The sequence below is a fragment of the Hanstruepera flava genome (assembly GCF_023634025.1).
GTDB classification, from domain to species: domain Bacteria; phylum Bacteroidota; class Bacteroidia; order Flavobacteriales; family Flavobacteriaceae; genus Hanstruepera; species Hanstruepera flava.
Window position 1 is genome coordinate 378,996 of sequence record NZ_JALJCW010000001.1, and the last position, 16,399, is coordinate 395,394.

Annotated in this window: 18 protein-coding genes; 11 read left to right on the forward strand and 7 right to left on the reverse strand. The window is 34.4% G+C overall.

Translation table 11 applies throughout. From position 1 onward, the window contains the following. Window positions 1-6: 6 nt before the first annotated feature. Window positions 7-501, reverse strand: a complete 495-nt coding sequence (locus MTX13_RS01770; RefSeq protein ID WP_250432655.1) for a GNAT family N-acetyltransferase — start codon at window positions 499-501, stop codon at window positions 7-9. Between the two features lie 35 nt (window positions 502-536). On the opposite strand from MTX13_RS01770, the gene ribD reads away from it, so the two are divergent. From ribD to MTX13_RS01790, 4 genes are read left to right on the forward strand one after another with little or no spacing between them, the layout of a single operon-like run. After that, window positions 537-1,547, forward strand: a complete 1,011-nt coding sequence (gene ribD, locus MTX13_RS01775; protein WP_250433852.1) for a bifunctional diaminohydroxyphosphoribosylaminopyrimidine deaminase/5-amino-6-(5-phosphoribosylamino)uracil reductase RibD — start codon at window positions 537-539, stop codon at window positions 1,545-1,547. A 10-nt stretch (window positions 1,548-1,557) separates the two neighbouring features. Next, entirely contained in the window at window positions 1,558-2,175 is a 618-nt protein-coding gene (locus MTX13_RS01780; RefSeq protein ID WP_250432656.1) for an HAD family hydrolase, read from the forward strand. Further along, window positions 2,172-3,035 carry an EamA/RhaT family transporter gene (locus MTX13_RS01785; protein WP_250432657.1) on the forward strand — a complete coding sequence of 288 codons (864 nt, stop codon included), beginning with the start codon at window positions 2,172-2,174 and terminating at the stop codon, window positions 3,033-3,035. The genes MTX13_RS01780 and MTX13_RS01785 overlap by 4 nt, the downstream gene beginning before the upstream one ends. 1 nt (window position 3,036) lies before the next feature. Then, a complete protein-coding gene (locus MTX13_RS01790; RefSeq protein WP_250432658.1) occupies window positions 3,037-3,657 on the forward strand; it encodes an IMPACT family protein in 621 nt (206 codons plus the stop codon). Here MTX13_RS01790 and MTX13_RS01795 read toward each other — a convergent pair. After that, entirely contained in the window at window positions 3,646-4,044 is a 399-nt protein-coding gene (locus MTX13_RS01795) for an acyl-CoA thioesterase (protein ID WP_250432659.1), read from the reverse strand. The genes MTX13_RS01790 and MTX13_RS01795 overlap by 12 nt on opposite strands. Before the next feature lie 183 nt (window positions 4,045-4,227). Between MTX13_RS01795 and dnaA the strand changes: the two genes are divergently transcribed. From dnaA to MTX13_RS01815, 4 genes are all read left to right on the forward strand, one after another. Further along, window positions 4,228-5,655, forward strand: a complete 1,428-nt coding sequence (dnaA, locus tag MTX13_RS01800; protein WP_250432661.1) for a chromosomal replication initiator protein DnaA — start codon at window positions 4,228-4,230, stop codon at window positions 5,653-5,655. Between the two features lie 12 nt (window positions 5,656-5,667). After that, a complete protein-coding gene (locus MTX13_RS01805; RefSeq protein WP_250432662.1) occupies window positions 5,668-6,129 on the forward strand; it encodes a low molecular weight protein-tyrosine-phosphatase in 462 nt (153 codons plus the stop codon). 65 nt (window positions 6,130-6,194) lie between these two features. Next, window positions 6,195-7,595, forward strand: a complete 1,401-nt coding sequence (locus MTX13_RS01810; protein WP_250432664.1) for a PQQ-dependent sugar dehydrogenase — start codon at window positions 6,195-6,197, stop codon at window positions 7,593-7,595. Beyond that, window positions 7,595-8,311, forward strand: a complete 717-nt coding sequence (locus MTX13_RS01815) for an SAM-dependent methyltransferase (protein WP_250432665.1) — start codon at window positions 7,595-7,597, stop codon at window positions 8,309-8,311. The genes MTX13_RS01810 and MTX13_RS01815 overlap by 1 nt, the downstream gene beginning before the upstream one ends. A gap of 6 nt (window positions 8,312-8,317) precedes the next feature. Here the strand turns inward: MTX13_RS01815 and MTX13_RS01820 are convergent, their stop codons facing one another. The 5 genes from MTX13_RS01820 to dapF all read right to left on the reverse strand — a co-directional run bounded on the left by MTX13_RS01820 (window position 8,318) and on the right by dapF (window position 12,342). Then, window positions 8,318-8,983: a peptidoglycan-binding protein LysM gene (locus tag MTX13_RS01820; protein ID WP_250432666.1), complete on the reverse strand. Its 666-nt coding sequence runs from the start codon at window positions 8,981-8,983 to the stop codon at window positions 8,318-8,320. 107 nt (window positions 8,984-9,090) lie between these two features. Then, window positions 9,091-9,999 carry a DUF2279 domain-containing protein gene (locus MTX13_RS01825; RefSeq protein ID WP_250432668.1) on the reverse strand — a complete coding sequence of 303 codons (909 nt, stop codon included), beginning with the start codon at window positions 9,997-9,999 and terminating at the stop codon, window positions 9,091-9,093. Window positions 10,000-10,001: 2 nt separating this feature from the next. Next, a complete protein-coding gene (mltG, locus tag MTX13_RS01830) occupies window positions 10,002-11,045 on the reverse strand; it encodes an endolytic transglycosylase MltG (protein ID WP_250432670.1) in 1,044 nt (347 codons plus the stop codon). Further along, on the reverse strand, window positions 11,045-11,569 hold the full coding sequence (locus tag MTX13_RS01835; RefSeq protein ID WP_250432671.1) for a GNAT family N-acetyltransferase: 525 nt from the start codon (window positions 11,567-11,569) through the stop codon (window positions 11,045-11,047). The genes mltG and MTX13_RS01835 overlap by 1 nt, the downstream gene beginning before the upstream one ends. Continuing rightward, on the reverse strand, window positions 11,566-12,342 hold the full coding sequence (dapF, locus tag MTX13_RS01840) for a diaminopimelate epimerase (protein WP_250432672.1): 777 nt from the start codon (window positions 12,340-12,342) through the stop codon (window positions 11,566-11,568). The genes MTX13_RS01835 and dapF overlap by 4 nt, the downstream gene beginning before the upstream one ends. 146 nt (window positions 12,343-12,488) lie before the next feature. On the opposite strand from dapF, the gene MTX13_RS01845 reads away from it, so the two are divergent. From MTX13_RS01845 to MTX13_RS01855, 3 genes are all read left to right on the forward strand, one after another. After that, on the forward strand, window positions 12,489-13,904 hold the full coding sequence (locus MTX13_RS01845) for a trypsin-like peptidase domain-containing protein (RefSeq protein WP_250432673.1): 1,416 nt from the start codon (window positions 12,489-12,491) through the stop codon (window positions 13,902-13,904). A gap of 137 nt (window positions 13,905-14,041) precedes the next feature. Next, window positions 14,042-15,490: a glyceraldehyde-3-phosphate dehydrogenase gene (locus tag MTX13_RS01850; protein WP_250432674.1), complete on the forward strand. Its 1,449-nt coding sequence runs from the start codon at window positions 14,042-14,044 to the stop codon at window positions 15,488-15,490. A 134-nt stretch (window positions 15,491-15,624) separates the two neighbouring features. Further along, window positions 15,625-16,254, forward strand: coding sequence for a tRNA (guanine-N1)-methyltransferase (locus MTX13_RS01855; RefSeq protein WP_250432675.1), 630 nt, complete (start codon window positions 15,625-15,627; stop codon window positions 16,252-16,254). Window positions 16,255-16,399: the final 145 nt, after the last annotated feature.

Consider the following 16,399-nt stretch of genomic DNA (forward strand, 5'->3'; position numbering starts at 1 on the left):
TTAAAATTATTCCAAGTTCTTTATCATCCAAACATTACAGGAATAATGACCCGTATCGCCAAGTGGTTTATCCAGCATTTTAAAGCCAACTTTCTTGTAGAGCTTTCTGGCATCCTCCATGTAAGGCATGGTTTCCAAATAACACTTTTCAAATCCAAATGCCTTGGCTTGTTTCAAGCAGATTTCCATCATTTGAGAACCTAAACCAATACCTCGAGCCTCTGGCAAAAAATACATTTTTTGGAGTTCGCAAACATGACCTTCAAAATTATCTAATTGCGAAACACCAGCGCCACCTATTATCCTTCCGTTATTATCAATTACAAAATATTTTGCTTTGTCCTTATTATAAGTCTCGGTCATTTTATCCAATGACTTATCTGCATAGGCCGTACCAACTTTTGGCACACCAAACTCGATAAGGACACTACGGATAACTTCAGCAATATCAATATCATCTGCTTTCCTTATTTCTCTAATAACAATATTATTATTGCTCACTTTATTATACTATTTTTATGGCTTCAAAATTCGGGATGAAGATACATGAAAAATACATAAAACGTTGTATTGAAATTGCTAAAAATGGATTAGGAACAACGGCTCCAAATCCTATGGTTGGCTGTGTTATCGTCCATGAAAACAAAATAATTGGCGAAGGCTTTACAAGCCCCTTTGGCGGTCCTCATGCTGAAGTCAATGCCATTCAATCGGTTGCTGATAAAAAACTTCTTGAAAGAGCTACCTTATATGTAACTTTAGAACCATGCAGCCATTATGGAAAAACACCACCATGTAGTAGTCTTATAATCGAAAAGAAAATTCCAAATGTTGTTATTGGAACCGTAGATACCCATAGCAAAGTAGCAGGCAAAGGCATTAAAAAGCTAGAAGCTGCTGGTTGCAACGTTATTGTTGGTGTGTTGGAAAATGCTTGCCAAGAACACCACAAACGGTTTTTTACCTTTCATAACAAAAAAAGGCCCTACATCATTTTAAAATGGGCAGAAACATCTGATGGATTTATTGCTCCCGAAAACAAATCTGAACAAAAACCGGTTTGGATAACAAACACACATTCAAGACAGTTGGTTCATAAATGGCGTTCCGAAGAGCAAGCCATTTTAGTTGGAACCAATACGGTTTTGGACGATAACCCGAGCCTAACCGTAAGAAGTTGGACTGGCAAAAACCCGATTCGAATTGTACTTGACAGAGCCTATAAATTATCAAAAAAATTAGCTGTTTTTAATGATGAAGTCAAAACCATTTCCTTGTCTGAAAACGAGGTTGATTTTGATGAGCATTTAGCCAAAAACGTTTGTTATTACTTGCACAATGGAGATATCCAATCTGTAATAATTGAAGGTGGTAGCAAAACACTTCAAACATTTATTGACGAAAATATTTGGGATGAAGCACGTGTGTTCACAGGTCCAAAAGCATTTAAATTGGGAATAAAAGCGCCTATATTGACTGTTAGTCCAAACACTGAAACCCAGATTTTAGATGATATTTTGAGAACTTATTATAATCCCAAAAGCTGATTTCAATTAAATGAGTAAAATAAAAACATTAGTTTTCGATTTTGGTGACGTCTTTATCAATCTGGATAAAGAAGGCGCCATGCAACATGCATTGAACATATTTGAGCTAGATATATTTCCCGAAGGGCTCATAGCCATTAACAGCCTATACGAGCGGGGACTTATTGCAACCGAAGAATTTTTGGAATTCTATCTGGATAACTTTCCAGAATTATCAAGGGAAACCGTTTTAGATGCCTGGAATGGCATTCTTAAAGATTTCCCTAACTATCGTTTGGAATTTATTCAAAAGCTCGCTCAAGAAAAAGAGTACCAGCTTATTCTTTTGAGTAATACCAACGAATTACATATTAATTGGATTAAAGAAAACATAGCCTTCTATGAAAAATTTAAAAGTTGTTTTGATCAATTTTACCTGTCACATGAAATTGGCTTAAGAAAACCCAATGCAGATATTTTTCAATTTGTTTTGAATGAAAATCAATTAAAAGCCAATGAGTGTCTGTTTATTGATGACACCAAAGATAATACTGATAGGGCTCAAGAAATGGGCTTTCATATTTGGAATATAGATGAAACTTCAGAAGACATTATTGATTTATTTTCTTTAAAGAAACACCTGTTTTGATATATCTACTGTTTAGCATATTATCATCTACAGCTATTTTTGTGTTATTTAAATTATTTGACAGATACCAGATAAACACTTTACAAGCTATAGTTGTAAATTATGTTACGGCATCAATTATGGGGTTTAGTTTGAGCTCCAAGCCCTTTAATGTCTCAGAAACCATACAATCCGAATGGTTTCTTGGCGCTATTGCATTAGGCATGTTGTTTATTTCCATATTTAACATTATGGCCATTGTGTCACAACGCAACGGGCTATCGGTTGCATCTGTAGCGACCAAAATGAGTGTTGTAATTCCCGTTATTTTCGGCATATATGTTTACGGAGAAAGCACAGGCCTACAAAAGCTATTTGGTATTCTTCTGGCATTAGTTGCTGTGGTTCTAGTTTCGGTTAAACCTAGATCGAATTTCCAGCTGAAAAACAAGTTCCTTTTACCGTTTTTGCTGTTTTTAGGTTCTGGAATTATCGATACCTCTATTAAATACATAGAAACCTATTACATTGAAGATAATGGCATACCACTATTTTCAGCTACTATTTTTTGTTTTGCCGCCATTAACGGATTTTCCGTTTTGATTTATAAAAAGCTGAAAGGAGAATTAAAATTCAATAAATTAAGTCTAGTAGGTGGTTTTGTTTTGGGAATTGTAAATTACGCTTCCATTTATTATCTCTTGAAAGCATTAGATCATGAATCATTAGAAAGTTCAACCATCTTTACCGTAAACAATGTGGCTATTGTTATGTTGTCTGGATTGATAGGTTTTATCTTGTTTAAAGAAAAGCTATCAATAAAAAACTGGTTGGGCGTAGTAGTTGCTATTCTCTCAATTCTATTAGTTACATTAGCATAATTTGAAATTAAAAGATACATACAAAACCCTAAAAAAAGCTTCTCCTGAAGTCTTGTTCAAAGACAGAAACAGTAAATTCTACGGCTATGCTTTTCCCGTTGGTTCTGAAGACTCCATTAAAACCCATCTAGAACATTTAAAACAAGAGCACCATACGGCAAGACATTGGTGTTATGCCTATCAATTGGGAGCAACTGAAAAAACCATACAATTTAGAGCAAATGACGATGGTGAACCGAACAATAGTGCAGGCATGCCAATTTACGGACAAATACAGTCGTTTGAAGTGACCAATGTACTAATTGTGGTTGTTCGGTATTTTGGAGGTGTTAAATTGGGCGTTGGCGGACTTATAAACGCTTACAGAACAGCTGCTCAAATGGCTTTAGAGGAGTCTAACATAATCACCAAAACAATTAATGTTCAATATGTAGTTTCTTTTGATTACAAAAACATGAATAAGGTCATGCGTATTATTAAAGAACGTAACCTCAATGTTGTAGATCAAAAACTAGAACTCTCATGTGAAATCACTATTTCGGTAAGACTCAAAGAAGCAAAGGCTGTTTATGAAACGTTTAAAAATCTTTATGAAGTTGAAATAAAAGAACTAGACTTTTAATTTTTCAAAAATGTAATCTGGGCATTTAATTGGTCTTTTGCTTTTCATATCTATAAATGCCAAAACAGTGTTAGCAGCAACCAAAAGTTCATCCGATTCATTATAAATTTCATAGTCAAATTCAATCTTAACTGAAGGTAGTTTTGTAAGGCTAGTTTTCACTTTAATTACCTCGTCATAATGAGCTGATTTTTTGAATTTTAAACTCATAGAAATCACGGGCAACATAACACCATCATCTTCCATTTGCTTATATGAAATTCCTTTTTTTCGCAACCATTCTGTTCGCCCCATTTCCATATATAATGCATAGTTACCATGGTGCACGACTCCCATCTGATCTGTTTCACCATATCTCACTCTTATTGGGATTTCATCGAAATTCATAATGCTTATTAAATATTTTTTCGTAGTTTAGGCATGGATTTAAACATGCGAAAAAAATTCTAAAAATTCAATAGCTATTCATTTTTTTTTTTAGAATTTTGTTCACATATTTGTCGTGCTAAAGATCAACAAGGGAATTCCACTTCTCTTCAACTAACTAACTAGTAAATTTTAACTTTAAGAATGAGTAGAACTGCGCAATCGGTATGGGAAAATTGTCTTGAATTTATTAAGGATAATATACAACCGCAAGCATATAAAACATGGTTTGAGCCAATAGTAGCAGTTAAGTTAGATGATAACGCCTTAAGTATTCAGGTTCCTAGTAAATTTTTCTACGAGTGGTTAGAAGAACACTATGTTAAAATCTTAAAGGTTGCTTTAAACAAAGAACTTGGAGAAAATGCAAAACTGGTGTACATTATAAAGATGGAAAACACCTATGGCAACAAACAGCCATTTACAGAAAAAATACCTAGCTCCAATCGCACTGCTGTTAAAGCGCAAGATGTTGATATCCCCTTAAACAACAAAAGTCCTGAATTACGAAATCCTTTTATCATTCCTGGTATTCGAAATGTTAAAATTGAATCGCAATTAAACCCGAATTACAATTTTGAAAATTTCTTGGAAGGCGACTCCAATCGTTTAGCAAGAAATGCTGGATTAGCAGTAGCATCGAAACCAGGCGGCACATCGTTTAACCCATTATTAATATTTGGGGGTGTTGGTTTAGGTAAAACGCATTTAGCTCATGCTATTGGCGTTGATATTAAAGATAAATATCCAGAAAAAACCGTTTTATATATTTCAGCTGAAAAATTCACACAGCAATATATTGACTCGGTAAAGAAAAATAATAGAAATGATTTTATTCATTTCTATCAAATAATTGACATACTTATTATCGATGATGTTCAGTTCCTTTCAGGAAAATCTGGAACCCAAGACGTTTTCTTCCATATATTTAATCACTTACACCAAAATGGTAAGCAGGTTATTTTAACAAGTGACAAAGCTCCTGTTGATATGCAGGATATCGAGCAGCGTTTGCTATCACGTTTTAAATGGGGACTTTCGGCAGAATTACAAAGCCCTGATTTTGAAACACGAGTTTCAATTTTGAAAAATAAGCTCTATCGTGATGGTGTTGAAATGCCTGAAGAAATTATTGAATATGTTGCCAAGCACATCAAAACAAATATTCGTGAGTTAGAAGGCGCCATTATATCACTAATTGCTCAATCGTCTTTCAACAAAAAAGAAATCACTACCGATTTAGCCAAACAGGTTGTTGAAAAGTTTGTAAAGAACACCAAGCGCGAAGTATCTATAGACTATATCCAAAAAATTGTTTCAGACTACTTCCAAATGGATGTTGATACACTTCAATCAAAAACACGTAAACGCCATATTGTTCAAGCAAGGCAATTAGCTATGTTTTTCGCAAAGAAATTTACAAAAGCCTCCCTAGCAAGCATTGGTTCTCAAATAGGAAAACGTGATCACGCAACAGTTCTACACGCATGTAAAACTGTCGACAATCTATCTTCAACAGACAAGCAGTTTAGAAAATACGTTGAAGATTTAACAAAGAAACTATCCGTTTAAAATACTGTCATTATGACCAAAATCCTCATGGTTTGTCTAGGCAATATCTGCCGTTCACCATTAGCTGAAGGTATTCTAAAATCAAAGTTACCCAAATCTGATTTTATTGTAGATTCAGCAGGAACCGGAAACTATCATGTTGGCGATTTACCCGACAAACGCTCTATTCAGGTAGCTGAAAAATATGGTTTGGACATAACTAATCAGAGAGGCAGACAATTTACCGTTTTAGATTTTGATAATTTCGATTTAATTTATGTCATGGACGAATCTAATTATCAAAACGTCATAAAATTGGCAAGAAATCAAGACGATGTTGACAAAGTCAATTTTATTCTAAACGAGATTTACCCTAATCAAAACCACAGTGTTCCAGATCCTTACACAGGCGGCATACAAGGCTTTGAAAATACATTTAAGATGCTTGATGAGGCTTGTAACGAGATAGCTTTCAAACTCAAAAACAACAAATAGGTTTTAAAACAATAACCATCTTTCTTTGATTTTTTTGTATTTTGGTTGTATAAAAAATTATGGCCATGAAAAACTTAACCCTGTTATTTGCACTATTATTATTACCTTCTTTAATAATTTCCCAAGTTATAGATATCGAACTATTTGCTTCAGGATTTGACAGTCCAATAGGTATTAAAAACGCCGGTGACGACAGGCTATTTGTTGTAGAGCAAGATGGTATTATTAAAATAGTAAATACAGATGGTTCTGTAAATAGCACACCTTATCTAAATATTGACGACCGTGTTATAAACACTGGAAACGAACGTGGATTGTTAGGTTTAGCTTTTCATCCAAATTACCTTACTAACGGTTATGTGTTTGTTAATTACATTAATAATAGTGGCAATACAGTAGTTTCCAGATTTGTTGCCAACCCAGCTAACGGTAACACCGCAGATCCAAATAGCGAGGTTATTCTCCTTACTATATCACAACCCTACTCTAATCATAATGGTGGTGATATGGCTTTTGGAAGTGATGGTTATTTATATATTGCAACTGGAGATGGTGGGTCTGGAGGCGATCCAGAAAATCGTTCCCAAAACTTAACAACTTTATTGGGCAAAATGTTGCGTATAGATGTGAACAGTGCTCAAGGCGGAAATAATTACGCCATTCCTTCTGACAATCCTTTTGTTGGAAATACTAGTGCTTTAGATGAAATTTGGGCCTATGGATTGCGCAACCCTTGGCGTTTTTCTTTTGATAGTCAAACTAACGACCTTTGGTTAGCAGATGTTGGCCAGTTTGAAATTGAAGAAATAAACAGTGTTGCCATTACTGAAGATGGCTTAAATTACGGATGGCGCTGTTATGAAGGGAATTCTGTTTACAATAATTCTGGCTGCCCCAGTATGAGCACTATGACATTCCCTGTTGCTCAATACACCCACTCATCAAGTGGTGCATTTAAATGCTCTATAACCGGAGGCTATGTATATCGTGGTTCTGTCTATTCCAGCTTGACGGGCAAATATCTTTTTGCTGATTATTGCAGCAATGAAATAGGTGTTTTAACATATAACGGAAGTACTTGGGATATGGTATTTTCTCAACAGTTTCCTGGCAATGGTTGGACTTCTTTTGGAGAAGCTTTTAATGGGGAACTGTACATTTCTGGTCGTGATTCGGGCAATATATACCATATTATCGATTCCAATTTAAGTGTTGAAGAATTCAATGAAAACAAAATAAAACTATATCCCAACCCTACTGAATCTAACCTTATCATTTCCGTTTCAACTGGTGAAATTACAGATGTTACAATTTTTGATATGCAAGGCAAACAAGTAAAATCGTTTACTGAACTATCTGGAAAAAACATAAACATTTCCACTCATGATATTGCCAGCGGTATTTACATGATAAAAATTACGAACTCTAATTTAAATTCTATTACAAAAAAACTTGTTGTAAACTAATGACCAATAAACAAGGTAAACTTTATCTTATACCTACAACACTTGGTGAAAGTAATCCGTTAGACGTATTACCCATTACAGTAAAACGAATTATTGAGCGGATTGACACATATATAGTTGAAAACGAAAAAACAACCAGACGCTTTATAAAGTCAATCGCTCCTGAAAAAAGTCAACCAGGTTTAAAGCTTTTTAAGCTAAACAAACATACTGAACCTCAAGATATCCCAACTTTTTTAGAACCTTGTTTAAGCGATCAAGACGTTGGGTTAATTTCTGAAGCTGGTTGTCCTGCCGTAGCTGACCCTGGTGCCGAAGTTGTTAAAATTGCCCATGAAAGAAATATTCAAGTAGTGCCTTTAGTTGGACCGTCTTCTATACTTATGGCTATTATGAGTTCAGGGTTAACAGGGCAAAGCTTTGCATTTAATGGTTATCTTCCAATTGATAAAAATGACAGAAAAAGGGAGTTAATGCGATTAGAGCGTTTATCTCAACAACAGAATCAATCACAATTGTTCATAGAAACACCGTATCGAAATAATGCTATGCTGGAAGACATTTGTAAATCTTTACATGATGAAACACTAGTATGTGTAGCCTGCGATATTACTTTGCAGACAGAATATATTAAAACAAAAACGGTAAGGGAATGGAAAAAAAATAGTGCAGACCTTCATAAACGACCTGCACTATTTATTATTTATAAAAACTAAATTCTATTACGCTTTCATTTTAACCTTTGCTTTTCTATTGGGTTTTATAAACGAAGTGTCGTAACCTGAAAACTTTTTCATATAATACGAAATTGAAGTACCATAAGCGTCTGAAAAACCATTAGCTCCATAGCTTCTTAAAAACTTTTTAACGTTTCCTGGGCCTGCTAAATGAGCCGCAGCTAAAATTCCAGATTCGGTAATTTCAATACCATTTATTACTTTACCTTCAAAACGATTAATATCCTTTCTCAAAATCCACTTATTACGCTCGGCGTTTGCCAAAAACGCTTTTTCTTGTAATTCAGGTGTATTTAAAAACAATATTGGATTATAAATTCCGATAAGTTTTAAGGTTTCCTTACCAAACTGATATTTACCTAAATACCCAAAAGTATTCACTATTGAGTAATCTCCTCTAGACTCTTTAAAGCCTAAAGCTTCTTTAAAACCAATATAGGATTTACCCAAAGTCGGTGAAAAAGGCTTGTAGGGTTTGTGTGCAGGAAACACATTTAAGATTTCTTCGTTTGATGTTTCAACTTCATTTAAAGCTACATCATTTTGAGAATACACGTCTTCTGTAATCGCTTTATTCGTTTTAAACGAACTAAACACTAAAACACATATTGTAAGCGATAGGGCTAAAAAACTTCCAATATTTTTTCTCATAGTTTTCAATTTCTTCAACGCATTTCTTGAGGGAAAATTGCTTTGAAATTTCAGCTTGCAAAGGTATGACTTTTTTTTAAACCTTGAAAATTAATCGTTTAAGTGTCTTAAAAATAGATTCCGTGGAGGATTATGTCATTTTTATCGGTGAACTCCACAGCCGGAAATGGTACCTTAATCATGTTAAAAACGTCAAATAAGGTTCTTAAAACATGAGAATTTGTTTGAATTTTACTCAAGTCAATATCTAGACTAAAATAGAATTGCCTATAGGGTTCATTAATATTAAAAGTGTTTGTTGTAGTAATGGAAGTATCAGAAACCATACCTTCTGCTCCATAACCAAATGCTAGATTAAGCCATTTTGGGATTTTAGAATTCTTAAAAAAAGAATACAAATTAACACTTAACCAATAGGTTTGGCCGTTATAGTCTTTTAAAAATTCTTGAAAAAGCCCATTTCCCAAAACATCGGGACTTTGTTGCGCATACTGTGTCTGGTGAAACGAATATTTCATGATAACACGTTGCTCACTCCATAACAATTCTTGACCAACATATAAGCCTGTGCCCACAGCATTTGCAGCAATATCACCCCAGGAGAATCCCCATTCTTCCGAAAAACCATCAAAAACCTCAACAACTCCAAGAAAAGCAAAACCTAAAGTCGCGCCATAAATTAGCTGATCTTTTTCACTTACACCACTCCAATTTAAAGCATGTGCACCAAACTTACCTATTTGATATGACGAAAATGCATGCCCAAACTTATCAACCTGAAGCCATTCATTATTATCATTAATGGTATGAAATTTTGATCTAGGATAATCTTTATACCACAATTGGTCTAAAGCAACAAGCGATAGCGTTGCCAATGATGCTTCTGTAATAATTACAGCATTACGCCTCTTAGTATCTAACGTATCACTAGGTTTTAAAAACAGATTGACTTTAGATTGTGAGAACGACGCAATCGAAAAAAAAATAAAAACACTATGTATTAAAAAGCGTCTCACCTTTATTTATATATACCTTGCGACGATAGATAACGTTGATATGCTCTTGCATTTGCGTTATGCTGGCTTAAAGTTTTTGCAAACTTGTGATAACCTATACGTTTAGCATCTGCTGCAAAGTATAGATAATTGTGTTTTTCATAATTTAAAACCGCATCAATAGCAGAGATATCTGGCATTGTGATTAATCCAGGTGGAAGACCAGCGTATTTGTAGGTATTGTAAGGCGACTCAATTTCTTTATGCTTATTTAAAACACGCTTGATGACCTTATTTTGGTATTCAGGCAATTGGTATGCTGCGAACTTTAAAGTTGGATCAGCTTGAAGAGGCATACCTATTTTTAAACGATTAATGTAAACTCCAGCCACTCTCGGTTGTTCATCCTTCTGTTTCGATTCCTCATAAACGATGGATGCCAGCGCCATAACGTCATGTATCGACATGTCTAACTGCTCTGCTTTTGCCATCCTTGCATCTGTCCAAAAACGCTTATACTCTGTTAGCATACGTTCCCTAAATTTTTCGGCGGAGGTATTCCAGAAAAACTCATAGCTATTTGGAATATACATCCCTAATGCCGTGGCCTTTGAAAACCCTTGCTCGTTCAAGAAAGCCTCATCTTTCATTGCTGTAATTAAGGACAAACTATCCGCCTCTATCTGTGTAGATATCCTACCTGCCAACTTTTCTAAAGATTCCTGATTGTTAAATGCTATTTGGATAGGTAAATTTTTACTACGGATTGAGTTAATAATGTCATTATTGTTCATACCTTTCTTAACAGCATAACGTCCAGCCCTAATATTAGTAGTGTATTGTTTACGTTCTGCTAGCGCATCAAACTTATCAATATCCTTTAATAAAGGTACCAGCTGCTCACGAACATCTTTATAAGTTGCATTTGTAGCAACATAAATATAAGCTTCTTCATTATTAAAAGCTGTATTAGGCTTAAACATAGCACTGTAGACATAATATGCAAAATAAGCAGCCACTACCAGACCCAGTAAGGCAATTGCCCAAAGTATTTTCTTGATGTACATTATTTATTAATTAATTGTAATAAAAATTCGTTTGTATATGTTTTACCATTAAAATTCCAATCGTTTTTTAAGCCCACTTTTTTAAATCCTTTTTTTTCAAACAAAGAAAGGCTAGCCTCATTATCTTCAGAAATATTACAGTATAACTGGTGTAAATGCAAGGTGTTGAAACTATAATTCACCAACATATCGAGAGCCTCCTTTCCATAACCCTGAGTCCTATCTTCTTGCAATTTTATTAAAATGCCTACTCCTGCTCTCTTATTTTTAAAATCGAAATCAAACAAGTCAATTAGTCCAAGTGCTTTGTCATTATAATTACAGATTACCAATCGTAGTTGTTTAGCCTCAAAAATATCTTGGTGCGCATTATCTAAATATTGTTTTATAAGAAACCTGGAATATGGTGTTTGCGTAGCACTTAATTCCCATAAACCTTCATCATTCTCAATACTGAAGACAAATTCTAAATCTTCGGGTTCCAATGCTCTTAAATAGAGGTTTTTGCCTTTAAGTGTAATCATAACAAACCGCCTTTAAAGACCATTTTAGCTGGGCCTATCAACCAAATATCTTGGTACCCAAAATCATTCTTTTTAAAAGAGACTTGTAATGGGCCGCCTTCAGTATTTAAGGTTACCGTATTATTTTGGGTTTCTCCAATTTCATACATAGCTAAAGCAACCGCTGTAACTCCAGTTCCACATGATAGTGTTTCGTCTTCCACGCCACGTTCATAAGTCCTTACTGCAAACTCTTCATCAGAAATTTTGGATACAAAATTTACATTAGCACCTTCTTCATTGTAAGGTTCACCATATCGAATTCCACACCCTACGGCTTTAACATTTAACTGTTTCAAATCAGATTCCATTTGAACATGGTGAGGTGAGCCTGTATCTAAAAATACATGGTCATCAAATGTTTTGATTTCAGCAACATCCTGCATTTTAAGTTTTACTATTTCACTATCAATATAAGCTTCGTGCAACCCGTCAATGGCTAAAAAAGTAGTTTGCTTTTCTATAATACCCAAAAACTGGGCAAAAGCAACAATGCAACGTCCACCATTACCACACATGGTACTTTCGTTGCCATCGGCATTGTAATACACCATTTTAAAATCTGAAGTCTTGTCATTCTCTAACAGAATTAATCCGTCGGCTCCAATGCCAAAACGTCTGTCGCATAAGTGTTTGACAAGTTTGGTATTGTTTTTGTCAAAAACTAATTGTCGATTATCAATGATTACAAAATCATTGCCTGTTCCTTGATATTTAAAAAAAGTAAGACTCATAGATGCAGCAAATATATGAATATTATAGGGCAAATTACCATGTTAAACAGGCGTTAAATATGACGTTAAAAAAAGTTAAAACTTAATAACTAAATCAATAAACAATTAATTTTAATCGTTGTTCAATTATAAAAAACAATTAACAGATGAAAAAAATAGCAACCTTATTATTTGTTTCCGTTTTAGGTGGCCTTATAACCTTGTCTGCCTATAAGCTTTTTATTGAAGAAAATGCAACCATTAGAGTAGCAGAACATACTGAAGAAAGCCCTTCGTTTGTCCAAACTAATTACGGCAATACCAATCTAAATACATTACCAGCAGCTCCAAATTTCGTTGATGCCGCCGAAAAAACATTACATGCTGTAGTGCATGTTAAAAACACAGCCGTAGTTTCTAGCCCTACAACTCTTGAGGATTTCTTTTTTGGAAGACGTTCACAACGTGCACAGGTGGGAACAGGAAGTGGAGTCATCATAGATAAAAACGGTTACATAATAACCAACAATCATGTTATTGCTGGAGCTCGTGAAATATCTATTACCACCAATGACAATAAAATTTACGATGCTAAACTTATTGGCACAGATCCGAAAACAGATATTGCTCTTTTAAAAATTGAAGCCGACGAGGATCTACCCTATATAATTTTTGGAGATTCAGACGACGCTAAGATTGGTGAATGGGTATTAGCTGTGGGCAATCCGTTTAACTTGACCTCAACGGTAACTGCTGGAATCATTAGTGCAAAATCAAGAGACTTAACTGGACAAAACCACCAATCTTTTATCCAAACCGATGCTGCCGTAAATCCAGGAAATTCAGGTGGCGCATTAGTAAACTCCAATGGCGAATTGGTTGGAATTAACACGGCCATAAGTTCGCAAACAGGTTCTTACATTGGATATTCGTTTGCTGTACCAAGTAATATAGCCAGAAAAGTTGTAGAAGATATTATGGAGTTCGGCAACGTTCAAAATGGTATTTTAGGTGTAAACGGTTGGAGTTTAAACGGAGAAACTTCAGAAAAATTAGAAGTTAATTATACCGAAGGGTTCTTTGTTGGCTCTGTAGATGAAAAGTCTGGTGCTCAAAAAGCAGGTATTATAAAAGGCGATATTATAACTAAAATTGACGATGTCAAGATTTCTAAATTTTCAGATTTAACGGGTTACCTTAACACCAAACGACCTGGCGATGTTGTCAACGTTTCCATTATTAGAGGAAACAATTCAACAATTCTTCCGGTTACCTTGTCAAATATTGAAATTATGACAACCGAGTTTTTAGATATTCATGTTAGAAATTTATCACAACAAATAAAGGATGAATATAATATTGAAAACGGTGTATTGGTAACCAAAAACGACAACTACTGGTTGTACCAAAAAATTGGACTGAATAGAGGTTATATCATCACCGAAATTAATGGTCAGAAAATAAATACAGTTGAAGATATTGCCAAACTTAAGAATAAATATGGCGATAAGCTTGTTGATAAAATTGAAACCCTAGAGCTTATAAATAGGCGTGGCCAAAAGCAGAGCTATATATTTAGATAAAATTATAATACATCAAATTAGTCCCTTTAACAAATATTAACGTTAAAGGGACTTTTATTTTCAAAAAATCTAAACGAAAACGTTTGAAATAACTTACTTTTGCAAAAAATTTAACAACACACTAAATATTTAAAACAATGAGTTTTAACGAAACTTATGAGAACGAATTGGCGTTTCAAGCAGATAGACGCAAAGCTACCGTAGAGTTTATTAAAATTATTAACGACCTATGGTACGACAAATCTATTGAATTGGTTCTTTTTAGAAATCAACTGATCGATAGAAATGTGAGTGAAATTTTAAATTTACACGAATACGCTTGTGAGTTTGTACAGAAGCCTATTTCTATTTTCGACTCTGTTGAAATTGCGCAAGCTATTAAAACATTAGACTTACCACCAGCTAAATTAGACATTGGTAAGCTAACCTATGAGTACCATTTAGAGGAGAAAAAATTTGATAATGCATTAGCTTTTGTTGCTGATAAATTAAGTGATGCCAAAACCGAAAAAGCCATAAAACCAAAAGACGTTGTGCTTTATGGGTTTGGTAGAATTGGACGTTTGGTTGCAAGAGAGTTAATGACCAAAACAGGAAAAGGTAGCCAGTTACGATTAAGAGCTATTGTAACACGTGGCGCAATTGACCAAACTGTTCTAGAAAAACGTGCCTCGTTGTTACGCAACGATTCTGTTCATGGTGATTTTCCAGGAACTGTTGTTGCCGATGTTAAAAATAGTGCCTTAATAATTAATGGTACAACGGTTAATATTATTTCGGCTAATGCTCCTGAAGATATTGATTACACAACTTATGGTATAGACCATGCCTTGGTTATTGATAACACAGGTGCTTTCAGGGATAAAGAAGCCTTAAGCAGACATTTAAAATCTAAAGGTGTAGATAAAGTATTGTTAACAGCGCCTGGCAAAGGTGTTCCAAATATTGTTCATGGTGTTAACCAATTAGACCACAACCCTGATACTGTTGATATATTTTCGGCAGCTTCTTGTACAACTAACGCCATTACTCCTGTTTTAAAAGCCATTGAAGATTCTTTTGGTGTAAAAAGCGGCCATTTAGAAACTATACATGCCTACACCAACGATCAAAACTTGGTAGATAACTTTCATAAAAAATATCGTCGCGGCCGTGCCGCAGCCCTAAACATGGTAATTACTGAAACTGGTGCTGGTAGTGCAGTTGCTAAAGCATTGCCAGAATTGGAAGGCAAATTAACATCTAATGCTATTCGTGTTCCTGTGCCTAATGGTTCTTTGGCCATTTTAAATTTAGAACTAGATAAGGAAACTTCAGTTGATAGTATTAACACGGTTCTTAAAAAATATGCTTTAGAAGGTAATTTAGTTGAGCAAATTAAATACGAATTAAGTGACGAATTAGTGTCTAGCGATATAGTGGGAAGCTCTGCTCCTGCAATTTACGACAGTAAGGCAACCATAGTTCGTAAAGATGGTAAAAACGCCATACTTTATATTTGGTACGATAACGAATATGGTTATAGCCATCAGGTGATTAGATTAGCGAAATACATTGCCAAAGTAAGACGTTTTACATATTATTAGTATAAAAAACATCTAAATAATAATTTACATCGTATATACCAAAAAGCCTCACAAATGTGAGGCTTTTTATTAATATCCATCGATACTAAACTTAATTTATTATTTTCGTAAACAACAAAAACTTAACAAACCTGATGAATACGTTTAAATTTTTAGCAATTATAGCTTTAAGCCTATTTAGTTTTACAACCATTCAAGCCCAAACCGAAACTGCAGAAGATGATGACGGACTATCGTTAAACACCAGCACAATTGACAATCAATTTGAATATGTCTTAAAAAAATCTGGAAATTTTAGAGGTACTAATGGGCAAATGTATGAGGCCGTTAATAGAAGTATGTTTCTAACATTAAAAGCTCATACGATAGATTCGCTAGAAACTATTCGTAAAGATTTGTTTGACACCCAAGCCATTGTAAACACCCAAGCAAAAGAAATTAATGAATTAAAGACCAATTTAACCAACACCCAATCTACACTTGATGCCACCAATAAAGAAAAGGACAGCATGTCGCTTTTTGGTATGCAAATGAGCAAGACCAATTATAATGTTTTAATGTGGTCTATGTTAGGTATTTTATTGGCTTTACTATTACTGTTTATTTATAAATTTAAAAATAGTAATGCGGTGACCAAAGAAGCCAAAAACAACTTGGCTGAAATTGAAGAAGAATTTGAAGAGCACAGACGCAATGCTTTGGAACGCGAGCAAAAAGTAAGACGCCAATTACAAGACGAAATTAACAAGCAAAAAGGGAGTTAATAAAACTCTCGATTAATATTATACAAAATCTGTAAGCTATTGTTTACAGATTTTTTTTGTTTTAAACTCAAAATCAACGAACTTCGTTTACGCTAAATATAAATCACCTGTGCTGAATACGTTTCCGCATTAAAATGAATTCATA